The organism is Maritalea sp., assembly GCF_047634455.1.
GTDB lineage: Bacteria > Pseudomonadota > Alphaproteobacteria > Rhizobiales > Devosiaceae > Maritalea.
On record NZ_JBLIAI010000017.1, the window covers coordinates 1 to 13,123 of the forward strand.

The window sequence follows — 13,123 nt, forward strand, 5'->3', positions numbered from 1 at the left end:
AAAGCCTTCATCGTCGCCCATATAGGTCGCAACGGTGTCGCGATATTGGGGGTGAAGGCCACCAGATATCACAATGCCCGGGCGACGTTTCAAACGACGTGCCATCAACACGGCTTCAACCGTGGCGGTCGAGCCGTCATACATTGAAGCGTTTGCCACTTCCATGCCGGTTAGGTTGGCCACTTGTGTTTGAAACTCAAACAGCATTTGCAGCGTACCTTGAGAAATCTCAGGTTGGTACGGCGTATAGGCGGTCAAAAACTCAGAGCGTTGGATCAAGTGATCCACGCTGGCTGGCACGTGGTGACGATATGCGCCAGCGCCGACAAAAAACGGGCCATCACCTGCCGCGCGGTTTTTATTGGCGAAGCGACGAATAGTCGCCTCAACCACAAATTCGGGCTGATGGTCAGGCAAGTCAATCTTGGCGTTGTTAAACACCTTGTTTGGCACTTTTGCGAACAGTTCGTCGGACGACTGGATGCCAATGGCATCCATCATCACTTTTCTGTCTCTGTTTGAATGCGGCAGGTAGCGCATAGAATGTCCCTTAGAAAAATTAAGCGTCTGTGTGGGCTTTGTAAGCGTCTTCGCTCATCAAGCCTTCAAGGTCACCAGCATCATCAATTTCGATTTTGAAGAACCAGCCATCAACGTCTGGGCTTGAATTCACAAGACCCGGCTCTTCAGCAAGTTTTTCATTTACCGCGATCACTGTGCCAGAAACTGGTGCGTAGATTTCCGAAGCCGCTTTAACTGATTCAACAACTGCAACTTCGTCACCTTTGGCAAACTTTGCGCCAACTTCAGGCACGTCCACAAACACGACATCGCCGAGCTGGTTTTGTGCATAGTCGGAAATGCCAACTGTGCCAGTTGAGCCTTCAACTTTGATATATTCGTGGTCTTCTGTGTAATGTGTACCGCTCATTTGGTCCCCCTTGTTCCGATATCTGTTTTACAAACGCACATAGTTTGCTGGTGTAAATGGAAGTTTTTCGACAACGCCAATGACCGCTTTACCGCGCACCATGGCTGTTATTTCTGTGCCCAATTTGGCAAATTCTGCAGGCACATAAGCAAAGGCAACCGGCGCGCCGATAGTTGGGCCAAATGTGCCCGACGTCACCACGCCAATTTTGTTGCCGTTAGCGTCAACAATCTCTGCGCCTTCACGTACCGGCAAACGGCCCGTAAAACGAACGCCTGCGCGTTTTTCAGTTGCACCGTCTTTGATGATTTTTTGAATTGTTGATGCGCCGGGAAACCCACCTTCGACACGACGACCTTTACCAATGGCAAAGATCAAGCCAGCGCTAATCGGATCACGTTGATCGTCCATATCGTGGCCGTACAAGCATAGTCCTGCCTCAAGGCGAAGGCTATCACGTGCGCCAAGTCCGGCTGGTTCAACTTCATCATTGCTGACGAGCAATTCAGCGAGTTTTACAGCGTCCTTAGCCGCAACAGACAATTCAAAACCATCTTCGCCCGTATAACCAGAGCGCGACGCATAAACGTTGATGCCTTCGATTTTTGTCGCACCAGCATTCATGAAACTTAGCTTTGAAGGGAGATCGCAATAGCGGGCCAACACTTCAGCCGCTTTTGGGCCTTGCAAAGCCATCAGCGCTTTGTCCCAAAAGGTTTCGACTTTGATGCTTGGATCAAGGTTGGCGCGCAAAATTGCCACGTCATGGTCTTTGCGACCTGCGTTAAAGACAATCATCAACACACCGTCGGTGCCCGCTTCAATCGGGCGTGTGACGATCAAATCATCTTCGATGCCGCCTTGGTCGTTAAGCAAAAGCGTGTAGCGCATTTCACCCGGGTTCAAACCAACCAGATCACCCGGCATCAAGCTTTCAAGGGCTTGCGCGGTGGTTTCATGGTCTGGACCGGTTACAATGACCTGCCCCATGTGTGAAACGTCAAAAAGGCTCGCAGCAGAGCGAGTGTGCTCATGCTCGGCAATGACGCCCTTATATTGTACTGGCATTGAGTAGCCAGCAAATCCAACCATGCGACCGCCCCATGCAATATGGGTGTCGTTAAGTGGTGTGGATAGAAGATTTTCGTTTGAAGCCCCAGCCATCAAATCCCTCATTAAACTCGACAAAAGGTACCAGCGCGACCTACCAGTGTCGCCTTGGCGCCCCCTCTGTCGGATTACCTGAGAGATTTCCCGGGGGATATTTTCCCGGCTACGTCCTTCGGTGGGAACTAGGGTGACCTGTTCCGCTTTCCAGAGTTTTGTTTGCTTAGCGGTCCTTTTGCCTGAGAGTTTCCGGGGCGGTTGCTCCTTCGGCGCTGGAAGACCAGTCTCTCCCGCTAATGCAGCGCCAAATTAGCTTTCAATTTGGCGTAGGTCAATCAGTTTGAGCTTATCCCTTTGGATCAAACCCAACCCAAATGATAATTTCTTCGCCGCCAACATAGGGAATTGCTACATTTTCGACGACTTTGATGAATTCTTCGGCCTGACTTGGCGGTGTAATTGTGATGGGGATATCATACTTTTGCGAGAAGACAGACAGCCCATCGCGCTCTACGGCGAACCGAAGCGGTACATTAACCGTGTCATTGCTTCCCTTTGGCCCCGTTAGCAAACGGCCAACCACGCCCATTTTAACGGTGATCAAGCCGTTGGACACCAAGCAGTTTCGCGATTGTTTATCAATGACGGCTTGGTAGCGCAATTCTTTCGCATTGCCTATTTGGCCCTTGGTGTAAACACCAAAAGATTCACCGCCAGAGCGAACGCGAATCTGAGGACATTCGCTGGCAACAATTGGAAAAGCGGTGGGGGCAGAATTGGCGATTTCAGTTTGTGTCGCAGATTTGTTTTGCAGTTGGTTGGTATTATTATTGCCGCCGGCGAACGACCCAATACAGGCGCTCAATGACAAGGACGCGGTTGCCACAACCGCTATTGCTCTGCCTATTTTCAATGACAACATTCTAACACTCACTCTTTTATTCACAATCACGCAGACTGCGCCGCATTCATTTTTTCAATCGCCTGCAAAAGATTGTCCGCGCCCGTTTGCGCGGTCGAACCTTTAGCTGTTTCGACAAACACGTCAGCAACTACCCCGTTTTTAACGATATAGGCCAACCTTGCAAAACGTGTCCCCATGCCACCCGCTCTGGCATCAATCTCAGAGCGCACCGCAATCGCCAATTCGGCGTTGCCATCAGCAATCATGTCAATTTTACCCAATGCCCCCGTTTGCTCTGCCCATACGGACATCACAAAGTGATCGTTGACCGATAAACAGGCTACACGGTTTATACCCAATTTTGCAAATTTTTCTGCATTGGCAATGTAGCCTGGAAGATGATTATTGTGACAAGTAGTCGAAAATGCGGCAGGCACACAGAACAATACACTTGTGCCATTTGCTGCATATTGAGCGAAATCGACATCCTTGGCCCCTAAGGGGGTAATAAGTTTGATCGAAATTGAGGGCAGTTTGTCGCCAATCGCCAGAGGCATAGTTTGAACTCACTTTTACAAAGGCAATCGCGCCAGGATATTTTTTACTTAAAGACCAACCCACCATCGACCTTTAACAATACTTCAACTTGGACCAATTTGGTAAAAGGCCCCTCAGCGCTGTCATAGGTGAGACGTATATTTTGATTGACCAGCGTCGATAGATCATAATTGACCAAACTAGCAACAGTCATAGTTCCCAATTCTGGTCCAGATTGAGGCATATCGAACAAAAGCGCTGTTTTAGGTAAATCCAATATTAACGTTGCGTTGCTCAACGGATCCGCAGAAGCAGCAAGGACCAATTTATCAAGTTCAGCACTATATCCAACCCGCGCAAACGGTGCGCCTGAACGATCGTCCAGAACCGGTACATAGGCATAGGCTGCTGTCACCCGGAAAGCGTGGCCCGCAGAAGGCTTGTTTAGATCGATTTCCAATTGCCCATTCCACAGCACAGGCACACAAATGTCTGAACATATGCCAAGGACTAGCCGGGCATTCAAAATCGCGCTCTTATCAAGATCAGCAAGCGTGATTTTAAGTGGAATGGTCAGGTCACCCTCAAACACGTAATCCATGACCCCATAATCAAGTGTTCGCTTCGGAATGGGCCATTGCAATAAACTGGTGTTGATATTTGTTGAGCCATCCCAACTTGCCGTCAGCGGAATGCCCGATTCACCGGGGATGCGCCAGTAGGTTTTCCAACCTGGCTCCATACGCAGCTGAATGGCGGCGTCCACATACCCTTGTTTGGAAAGCTGGTTGGATGAGATCAGCCGCAATTGGGCACCCGGCGCCACATCTTCCCAAGCTGTCTCACCTGCAAAGACAGTTTGTGCAGAATTGAGCAACAATAATAGGCCCAATAGGGCGAAGTAGCAGGAATAACGAGTGTTCATGGGCTCTTGATAACTTGTTTAGATTAAAAACAAAAGCTTAACGCGATCAGCTTTTGGTGATCGAAAGTTTACCTCTTGCGCGTAATCTGAAAAAGTCGAAACTTGAACATTGTAGGAGTTTTCAAGTGAGTTTTTCTCTTCGTGGCCAGTTTTTGGTCGCCATGCCAGATATGCAAGACGAGCGGTTCGCCCATACCGTTGTCTATATCTGTTCGCATAGCGAGGAGGATGGCGCGATGGGATTGGTGGTCAATAAGCTGATGCCGGACCTGCACTTCGCAGACCTGATGGCGCAGTTTGACATCAAGATTGAAGAAGACGACGCGCCAGAAAACTCAGCCTATGATCAACCGATTGTTGTGGGTGGACCGGTCGAAACCAGCCGTGGATTTGTGTTGCACACGGCCGATTTCGTAACGCCTGAGAATTCGGTCAACATCTCAGGAGAGCTTTGCCTTTCCACTACCATGGATGTGCTTAAATCTATCGCTGATGGGCACGGACCTTCACACGCACTGTTGGCTTTGGGCTATTGCGGGTGGGAACCCGGGCAGTTGGAAAATGAAATTTTTGACAATGGATGGCTTACGACACCAGCGTCCACCGATTTGATATTCACAACACCAATGGACAAACGCTACACACAAGCGCTGAAAAATGCTGGCATCGATATTGCATTTCTGTCAAGCACCGCTGGCCACGCCTAAACCTACTCGACCTTGGTGATAAAGCTCAACTTCGAGTTGCGCTTCAATAGCTGAACAATTTCTGGTCCAGTCACCGGCTTTGAAAAAGCAAAACCTTGCACATAGCGACATTCAAGCGACTTCAGCCGCTCCACTTCTTCAGGCGTTTCCGCGCCTTCCGCGATAACTTTCATGTCGAGTTCTTTTGCCAGATTTATCACAGCCCGCATGATGGGCATTTGGGTTTGCGATATGCCGTGACGTTCTTCCATTTGAACGAATGTCGATGGAATTTTGACAAAATCGAACGGGAAGCGGTGCAAATAGGACAAAGAAGAGTGCCCAACACCAAAGTCATCGAGCGCCAGCCGAAAACCCATGCCTTTGAGCGCATCAAGAATGTAGGCCGATTGCTCGGGGCTTGCCATTACTTGGCTTTCGGTCACCTCCAAAAGCATTCTTTCAACCAGCTCGCCATGGGCAGAAATCAGCGTACGCATCTCATTGAGCAGGTTTTCATTTCCCAACTGCTGCGCTGATAGGTTTAGCGACACAAAAAACTTCTCAGGTAGCTCCGTTGCATTCATCCACGAGCGCAATTGGATCGCCGTTTGTTCGATGACAACTTGACCAAGCCGTTCGATCAACCCACTGCGTTCGGCAAGCGGGATAAATTCTTCCGGGCTAATGGCCCCCCGATTTGGATGGTTCCACCGCATCAGAGCTTCAGCACCCGCCAGCTCGCCGTTTGCCAAATCGATGATAGGTTGGAAATGCATTTGCAATTCACGCTGATCGATTGCCCGTTCAAGATCAACATCTAAGGTACTTTGCGAAACGCCCAATTCGCTGGTGTTTGCACGATAGGCTTCAATTCGATCACCGCCCATGCGTTTTGCATACATCATGGCCAATTCGGCATTGCGCAAAACATTATCGGACGAGTTGGGCTTGTTGTCGTAAATCGTCACGCCAATCGAAGCGGAAATTGACAGCTCGTCGCTACCAAACTTGATCGGCTCGCGGATCGATTTGCGCATTTGTTCGGCAAACGATGCGATTTTTGTTGCACTCTGCTCTGAAACCAACACCACCGCAAACTGGTCTCCATTGATACGTGCCAATGTGTCCAGCGGACGCATCAAGCGCGCAAGACGGCGCGAAATAGCCAACAGCACCGAGTCAGCCGCCACATTGCCGATACGCTCATCAAGATTGGTAAACCCATCTATATCGATCAAAAATACCGCGGGCTTGTTTTCTTTTTCTTCACGCGAGCGAACAAGGGCGCGTGCCAAGCGATCCAGCAGCAATTGTTTGTTGGGCAATCCTGAAAGGCTATCGTGCACCGCGTCGTGCATCAATCGATCACGCGCGCTGCGCTCGTCGGTTACGTCTTGTAACGTGCCAACGCACCGTGTCACGTCGCCATTGCTGCCCAACACGGGTTTTACACGAAGGCGGAAATTTCGATAACTGCCATCATGGGTGATAATCCGGAAATCGCTCGATACTTTGCCGCGCTTCAACTCAACAAGGGTGTCCAATGCTGTGCGGAAACGGTCACGATCTTCTGGGTGCACGCGGTCAAGCCACCCTTTGATCGCGCCTTGAAGATGTTCGTTGGATTCGCCAAGACGCACCGCAAGCGATTCTGAAACAGTAACCCGATCTCGATCAATATTCCAATCAAAGACAAAGTCTCCAGAGCCGATCAAGGCGAGCGCTTGGCGCTCAACATCGGTCACTTGTCCGACCGACACCTGCCCGTCGGTAAAGGCGTGCTGAATTGCGGTGAAGCCCAACAGCATGACGATGAGCACAAGCCCGCCAGCGACCGCAGATTGCGCAATATCATTGCTTATGCCGCCCGAGACCACCATGTAGGCAAAGACCAACCACGCCACGGTGATGATCCATGTGGGCACGATCATAATGGCGCGGTCGTAGCCGCGAATGGCCAAAAATCCAACCACTAGAATGCCAAACAAACCCACTACAGCAAGAATGGTGCGGGCGATGCCAATGGACAATACCGGTAGGAAGAAGGACAGCACCATCAAGGCGGCAAGCGCCACGCCGATCGCCAACGCCAAATGCATAAATCGCAGGTGCCAACGGTGCAAATTGAGGTAGATAAACAGATATCCGAACAGGGTTGTTGCTATGGCCGCCTCAGCGGTGGCGCGGGACGTGCGCAATTGATCCGGGGACAGTTCAAATATTATGCCGATCAAGCCAAAATCAACCAGCAAATAGAACAGTACCGCCCACGCAAACATGGCAATTGCGGGGAACATGCCGCGCCCCTTGACCACGAACATGATCGTTAGGAATACCGCTAACAGACTAGAAATGCCCAACAACGTACCCCGGAACAGGGTGAACGAGTTCACATAGTCGCGGTAAGCGGCGGGCTCCCACATATAGAGCTCGGGAACAATTGCGCCCTCCAGCTCCATGATCAAAGTGACCGTGGCACCGGGATCTACCGTGATGGAGAATACGTCGGCTTCCCTATCGTCAATGCGCTCTGGCCGAAAGCCTTGGCTCGGGGTGATAACATTTATGCGTTTGCCGCCCAAATCTGGTGAAAACACACCCGAGCCTGGCAACCGGAAGTGCGGGGCGACCAAAAGCCGTTCCAATTGCACATCGTTTTGGTTGGTAATGGCGATCAGCGCCCAATTGGGATTTGTGCCTTGCTCAGTTGCCTGCACTTCAATTCGGCGCACGATGCCTTCTGCGTCGGGTGCGGTGGACAATTGCACACGCCCATCGCTGCCGTCGCGGTGCTCTAACGCTGCTGACAGATCAAGTGCGCCAACATTTTCGGGGATGGCAACCGTTTCAAGCGCCCATGCATTTGCCGAAGCAGCGGCAAACATAATTTGCACGACCAACACCAAAATTGCGCGCTGCAACCGCTCAAAACGCATATTACTACTCCCAGTGATCTTTTTCGTAGCGAGAAACAGCCTCAGCATCAACCAGATAAGTCCGATAAATACAATTAACTGGCAGCTCTATTGCTTTCAAATCGTTCTTTTGTAAGGCCAAACAACAAATGATCTTGCCATTTTCCATCTATTTTCAAATAGCCCTCAGCATGCCCTTCATGCATAAATCCGTTCTTTTCTAACACCCGTATTGACCGCTGGTTGCCCAACAAGCACGCCGCATTGGCGCGGTGCAAATCCAGCTGATCAAAAACAAAAGGTAAAGTCATGCCCAAAGCTTGTGTCATGGTGCCTTTGTTCGCGTTTGTTTCGCCCATCCAATAGCCGATATTGACGGACTGCGCGACGCGGCGACGTATGTCTGACAGGTTTATGCCACCGACCAGTTTGGTGTCCCCGCCACTGACTTCGTGGATAAAGAGGGCGAAAGCTGAGCCATCTATCGCTGCGCGTTCGGCCTGACGCACCCGCTCACGAAATGATGACAGGGTGAGTTCTGTTTCACTCCATTTGGGTTCAAACGGCGTCAAATAGCTTCGGCTTTCATCGCGCAATGTGCGCCATAGTTCAAAATCGTCAAGTGTTGGTGTGCGCAGCAACAAAGTCTTGCTGGTCAATTCGACGGGCTGTCCTTTGCCAAAAAGGGTGCGCAACACCATAACGTTCCTTGCAGTGAGCTAAAACTTAAGTTGAGCCTCGATCTTGTCATAGTCTGCCAGATTCGACATGGGGCCAATACCGGCGACGACGGGTTTTGCACCATTGAACAATTGTGCAGCAACTTCCATCACCCGTGATGCATCAATATTGTTGATGCGCTCAACGGTTTCTTCAAGCGGAATGGGGCGACCCCACAAAAGCTGTTGGCGCGCCAACTGGCCTGCGCGCGACGAAGGGCGCTCCAACGACATCAACAGCCCGGCGCGGATTTGATTGCGCACCCGGACCACTTCTTCTTCAGTTATGTTAAGCGTTGCTTGCTTAAGCTCGTCAAGAACAACCGGCACCAATTCGCCAAGATCATCGTCGCCCGTTGCGGCTGATACGCCAAAAATTCCACTATCTGCAAAAGCCCAGTGGAAGGCATAAATTGAGTAGCAAAGCCCGCGTTTTTCGCGCACTTCTTGGAACAAGCGGGAACTCATGCCACCACCCAAAATGCTGGCCAAAATCTGGCTGGCATAAAATCCATCCGAATGGTAGGCGCGCCCTTCAACACCAATCAAAACATGGGCTTGTTCGTGGTCACGGTCTAGGCGGATATCACCACCATCAAAACGCGCAGCGACAGGTTCTGGTGCGCCGGTTGCTTTCAGGCCGTCGAATTTTTTCGCTGCGATATCAACCAACTGATCATGGTTGACGTTGCCGGCCGCAGCCATAACCATTGAATCACCAACATAGGTGCGTTCCATATAGTTTCGGATCGCATCTGGCGTAAAATTTTCAACAGATTCAACTGTGCCTAAAATGGATCGGCCAATCGGTTGATCCTGATAGGCGACGTCTTGGAAGAGGTCGTAAACATAGTCGTCGGGCGCATCATGGCTGGCACCGATCTCTTGCACGATCACATGTTTTTCGCGTTGTAGCTCTTCTGCGCTGAACAGCGAGTTTTGTAAAATGTCAGAAAGAATGTCAGCGGCTAGACCGACATCTTCCTTTAAGATACGAGAAAAATATCCGGTATTTTCCACGCTCGTTGCGGCATTAACATCGCCGCCGACATTTTCAATTTCTTCGGCAATTTGGCGTGACGAACGGGTGTGTGTTCCCTTAAACGCCATATGTTCCAACAGATGCGAAATGCCGTGTTCTTCTTTGGTTTCACAACGCGAACCGGCTTTGGCCCAGACGCCGACTGATGCGCTTTCAAGGCTTGGCATTGAATGGGTAATGACGGTCATACCGTTATCAAGAGTGGTTGAACGAACTGGCAAATTATTGTTCCTTATTGGCGCGGGCATGAGTTTTGATAAACCCTTCAACCGCGGATTGAGAATTCTCCAAGACCTCAAAACGCTCTTCGCGTTCGTAAAGATCAGATAGCCAAGCTGGTAGCGGAGCATCTACGCCCGTTGCAGACTTAACTGCTGCCGGGAACTTGGCTGGATGCGCTGTAGACAAGGTCACCATCGGTGTCGTTGCATCAGCGCGTTCAAGAGCAACTTTGTAGGCGACCGCTGTGTGCGGGTCCATGAGATATCCGGCATTGTCGAGCACGTTTTGTTGAACCGCTGCGGTTTGCGCCTGATCTGAGGTGCCAGCGGTAAATTTTGCTTTGATCGATTTTAGGGCTTTTTCGGAAAGCGCAAAGCTGCCGGATTGCTTTAAGCCATCCATTTGCGCTTTGGTTTCTTCTGCGTTGCGATCATTGGCTTCAAACAATAAGCGCTCAAAGTTCGAGGATATTTGAATGTCCATCGATGGGCTGGTGGTGGCGCAAACGCCGTCCATCTCGTAGCGACCAGTGTCCATCGTGCGGCGCAGAATATCGTTCTCGTTGGTGGCGATGATCAATTGTTTGATCGGTAGGCCCATCTTTTGCGCCACAAAGCCAGCGAATACATCACCAAAATTGCCCGTTGGTACAGTAAAGCTCACTTCGCGATGTGGTGCACCGAGCGCTACCGCTGAGGTGAAGTAATAAACAACCTGCGCAACGATGCGGCCCCAATTGATGGAGTTAACACCAGAAAGGTTCACGCCGTCACTGAAATGGTGGTTGTTGAACATATCTTTGACGATGGTTTGGCAATCATCAAAGTTTCCTTCAAGCGCGATATTATGCACATTCTTGTCAAGCACGGTGGTCATTTGTCGCTGCTGCACCGGCGACACCATGCCTTTTGGGTGCAAAATGAAGATGTCTGTGTTGTCGCGTCCTCTAAATGCTTCAATCGCTGCAGAACCGGTATCGCCAGACGTCGCCCCAACAATGGTGGCGCGTTGATCGCGCTCACCCAAAATGTGATCCATCACCCGGGCCAAAAACTGCATCGCTACGTCTTTAAACGCCAATGTGGGGCCGTGAAACAGTTCAAGGACAAAGTGTCCCTCGTCTGTTTGCACCAATGGAGCTACCGCTGAATGGCGGAAGGTGCCGTAGGCTTCATTGAGCATTTGGCGCAACTTATCCGCTGGGATTTCCCCATCAACAAAGGGCGAAATCACCTCAAACGCGACATCGGCGAAAGGCTTGTTGGCCATCGCGCCAATTTGCGTATGATCGATTTGTGGCCACGTTTGGGGCAGATAAAGTCCACCATCTCGCGCAAGCCCCGCAAGGACAGCGTCACAAAATCCCAAGCGCGGCGCGAGGCCGCGTGTGCTGATATAATGCATTATTCAATCCGTGAAATTAGTCGAGCGCACACTAGTGCGCACTTTGATCAGTTGCAAGTTTTTGAATTTTCTTGCGGCGCACGAGCCAGAATATCAGTAAAATCGGGGTCATTGCCGCCAATGCAAACCACGTCAAAGCATATTCGAGATGTTTGTTGGAAAATTCAATCTCACCGATCAGCACAGGCTGTGGCAATCCGATCTGCTCAGCTGGCTGCCAATTGACATAGAATGGTGCAACGTCTCCATAGTCTTTGAATAGAATCGTCGTTAGGCGTTTTGGGTTGATGACCCAATCAACATTTTTTGCCAAATCCGGCTCAAGGGTTGCGGCCCCGACACGCGCGGGTCTACGCAAGACGCCAACAATTTCCATTTGGCCCTTTGGTGCCACACTATAGCCAGCGTTGAAGGCCAACTCCTGGGGGACAAAACCACGGTTGATATAAACCACGCCGCCATCGGTCAGCTCAAAAGGCGTGACAATCCAATATCCTGGCCCGCTATATCGACCTCTTTTCATGGGCAACGAGATGAATATCCGCGCCTCGCCACGCTCTCTAAACTGCCCACTGAGTAAAACTGGCTGGAAATCAATTGTTTGCGGGTCGAGTGTGGCCCAAGTCGATGCGGCGGGTATTTGCACGGGCACATTGCCTGCACGTTGTGTGGCGGATGCGATCAATTGTTCTTTCCAGCCCAACCGCTCCATCTGCCAAAAACCAAGCACTGCAAACAACAAAGCAGCGCCCAACATTACGGCGACAAAGAAGGCGGTACCCAGAGCTGAATTGCGTTTGGTGGCAGACATTGATGAATTTCCATTTTAGCAAACAAAAAAGGCGCGGGAGGTCTCCCGCGCCTTAAAATCAAATTTATCGGCTCAACCGTGAGCTCCGGCAACGCCCCATGAGCCCCATACATAGATGGCGGCAAACAGGAACAACCAAATCACATCCACAAAGTGCCAATACCAGGCGGCAAACTCGAAACCAAGATGCTGTTTGGGTGTGAAGTGACCGTTCATTGCGCGGAACAAGCAGACCAACAAGAATATAGTTCCCACAAGAACGTGGAAGCCATGGAAGCCTGTGGCCATGAAGAAGGTTGCGCCATAAATGTTGCCTGAGAAACTAAAGCCAGCTGCCCCATATTCAAGCACTTGAACAAAGGTGAATATAGCGCCCAGGATACAAGTTAAGACCAAGCCCCATTTAAGCCCTTCGCGGTCGTTCTCTAGCAAAGCATGGTGCGCCCAAGTCACCGTCATGCCCGAGGTGACCAACAAAAGTGTGTTGAAAATCGGCAGGTGCCAGGGATTGAACAGTTCGACGCCGGTAGGTGGCCAATTGCCGCCCGTTGCCGCGATCCGGCCGATTTGTTGGGCCTCGTCATAATAGAAAAACATATCAAAATATGCCCAGAACCATGCGACAAAGAACATCACTTCTGAGGCGATAAACAAGATCATGCCATAACGGTGGTGCAGTTGCACAACCGGCGTGTGATCGCCAGCGTGCGATTCTTTGATCACATCGCTCCACCAGCCAAACATTGTATAGAGCACACCTGTGAGGCCAATGAGGAAGACCCACGGCACGTCCGCGCGCATCCAGTAGATACCGCCGACCGCCATAATAAATGCAGAAATCGAACCGATAAATGGCCATGGGCTTGGATCGACCAAGTGATAATCATGATTTTTAGCGTGTGCCGCCATTAAGCTTC

At 50.7% G+C, this 13,123-nt stretch carries 12 protein-coding genes, 1 pseudogene and 1 riboswitch; of the genes and pseudogenes, 1 reads left to right on the forward strand and 12 read right to left on the reverse strand.

The annotated features are described in order from the left end of the window. The 6 genes and pseudogenes from ACJAZW_RS06540 to ACJAZW_RS06565 form a co-directional block, all read right to left on the reverse strand. Positions 1–540: pseudogene (locus tag ACJAZW_RS06540) on the reverse strand (glycine dehydrogenase); the annotation flags it as partial. 19 nt (positions 541–559) lie between these two features. Beyond that, positions 560–931, reverse strand: a complete 372-nt coding sequence (gene gcvH / locus ACJAZW_RS06545; protein ID WP_415156269.1) for a glycine cleavage system protein GcvH — start codon at positions 929–931, stop codon at positions 560–562. A 27-nt stretch (positions 932–958) separates the two neighbouring features. Then, positions 959–2,095 carry a glycine cleavage system aminomethyltransferase GcvT gene (gene gcvT, locus ACJAZW_RS06550; protein ID WP_415156271.1) on the reverse strand — a complete coding sequence of 379 codons (1,137 nt, stop codon included), beginning with the start codon at positions 2,093–2,095 and terminating at the stop codon, positions 959–961. Positions 2,096–2,255: 160 nt separating this feature from the next. After that, positions 2,256–2,341, reverse strand: a riboswitch (glycine riboswitch). A gap of 43 nt (positions 2,342–2,384) precedes the next feature. Then, a complete protein-coding gene (locus tag ACJAZW_RS06555; protein WP_415156273.1) occupies positions 2,385–2,960 on the reverse strand; it encodes a hypothetical protein in 576 nt (191 codons plus the stop codon). A gap of 26 nt (positions 2,961–2,986) precedes the next feature. Next, positions 2,987–3,499 (reverse strand): redoxin family protein, encoded by a 513-nt coding sequence (locus tag ACJAZW_RS06560; RefSeq protein ID WP_415156275.1) that lies wholly within the window; start codon positions 3,497–3,499, stop codon positions 2,987–2,989. Between the two features lie 44 nt (positions 3,500–3,543). After that, entirely contained in the window at positions 3,544–4,404 is an 861-nt protein-coding gene (locus tag ACJAZW_RS06565) for a protein-disulfide reductase DsbD domain-containing protein (RefSeq protein ID WP_415156277.1), read from the reverse strand. 125 nt (positions 4,405–4,529) lie between these two features. Between ACJAZW_RS06565 and ACJAZW_RS06570 the strand changes: the two genes are divergently transcribed. Beyond that, positions 4,530–5,111 (forward strand): YqgE/AlgH family protein, encoded by a 582-nt coding sequence (locus ACJAZW_RS06570; RefSeq protein WP_415156279.1) that lies wholly within the window; start codon positions 4,530–4,532, stop codon positions 5,109–5,111. 2 nt (positions 5,112–5,113) lie between these two features. Here the strand turns inward: ACJAZW_RS06570 and ACJAZW_RS06575 are convergent, their stop codons facing one another. The 6 genes from ACJAZW_RS06575 to ACJAZW_RS06600 all read right to left on the reverse strand — a co-directional run bounded on the left by ACJAZW_RS06575 (position 5,114) and on the right by ACJAZW_RS06600 (position 13,115). Beyond that, a complete protein-coding gene (locus ACJAZW_RS06575) occupies positions 5,114–8,029 on the reverse strand; it encodes an EAL domain-containing protein (RefSeq protein ID WP_415156281.1) in 2,916 nt (971 codons plus the stop codon). A 74-nt stretch (positions 8,030–8,103) separates the two neighbouring features. After that, a complete protein-coding gene (locus ACJAZW_RS06580; protein WP_415156283.1) occupies positions 8,104–8,709 on the reverse strand; it encodes a GNAT family N-acetyltransferase in 606 nt (201 codons plus the stop codon). Positions 8,710–8,727: 18 nt separating this feature from the next. Further along, entirely contained in the window at positions 8,728–9,990 is a 1,263-nt protein-coding gene (locus ACJAZW_RS06585) for a M16 family metallopeptidase (protein WP_415156285.1), read from the reverse strand. 1 nt (position 9,991) lies between these two features. Beyond that, positions 9,992–11,395: a threonine synthase gene (gene thrC, locus ACJAZW_RS06590; protein WP_415156287.1), complete on the reverse strand. Its 1,404-nt coding sequence runs from the start codon at positions 11,393–11,395 to the stop codon at positions 9,992–9,994. Between the two features lie 31 nt (positions 11,396–11,426). Beyond that, a complete protein-coding gene (locus tag ACJAZW_RS06595; RefSeq protein WP_415156289.1) occupies positions 11,427–12,206 on the reverse strand; it encodes an SURF1 family protein in 780 nt (259 codons plus the stop codon). Positions 12,207–12,278: 72 nt separating this feature from the next. Next, positions 12,279–13,115 carry a cytochrome c oxidase subunit 3 gene (locus ACJAZW_RS06600; protein ID WP_415156291.1) on the reverse strand — a complete coding sequence of 279 codons (837 nt, stop codon included), beginning with the start codon at positions 13,113–13,115 and terminating at the stop codon, positions 12,279–12,281. Positions 13,116–13,123 lie beyond the last annotated feature (8 nt).

Bases quoted from the DNA above. Each gene is read 5' to 3' on its own strand.
- ACJAZW_RS06560 (WP_415156275.1), bottom strand. From the start codon at position 3,499: ATGCCTCTGGCGATTGGCGACAAACTGCCCTCAATTTCGATCAAACTT.
- ACJAZW_RS06565 (WP_415156277.1), bottom strand. From the start codon at position 4,404: ATGAACACTCGTTATTCCTGCTACTTCGCCCTATTGGGCCTATTATTG.
- gcvT (WP_415156271.1), bottom strand. From the start codon at position 2,095: ATGGCTGGGGCTTCAAACGAAAATCTTCTATCCACACCACTTAACGAC.
- thrC (WP_415156287.1), bottom strand. From the start codon at position 11,395: ATGCATTATATCAGCACACGCGGCCTCGCGCCGCGCTTGGGATTTTGT.
- ACJAZW_RS06555 (WP_415156273.1), bottom strand. From the start codon at position 2,960: ATGTTGTCATTGAAAATAGGCAGAGCAATAGCGGTTGTGGCAACCGCG.
- gcvH (WP_415156269.1), bottom strand. From the start codon at position 931: ATGAGCGGTACACATTACACAGAAGACCACGAATATATCAAAGTTGAA.
- ACJAZW_RS06600 (WP_415156291.1), bottom strand. From the start codon at position 13,115: ATGGCGGCACACGCTAAAAATCATGATTATCACTTGGTCGATCCAAGC.
- ACJAZW_RS06575 (WP_415156281.1), bottom strand. From the start codon at position 8,029: ATGCGTTTTGAGCGGTTGCAGCGCGCAATTTTGGTGTTGGTCGTGCAA.
- ACJAZW_RS06580 (WP_415156283.1), bottom strand. From the start codon at position 8,709: ATGGTGTTGCGCACCCTTTTTGGCAAAGGACAGCCCGTCGAATTGACC.
- ACJAZW_RS06595 (WP_415156289.1), bottom strand. From the start codon at position 12,206: ATGTCTGCCACCAAACGCAATTCAGCTCTGGGTACCGCCTTCTTTGTC.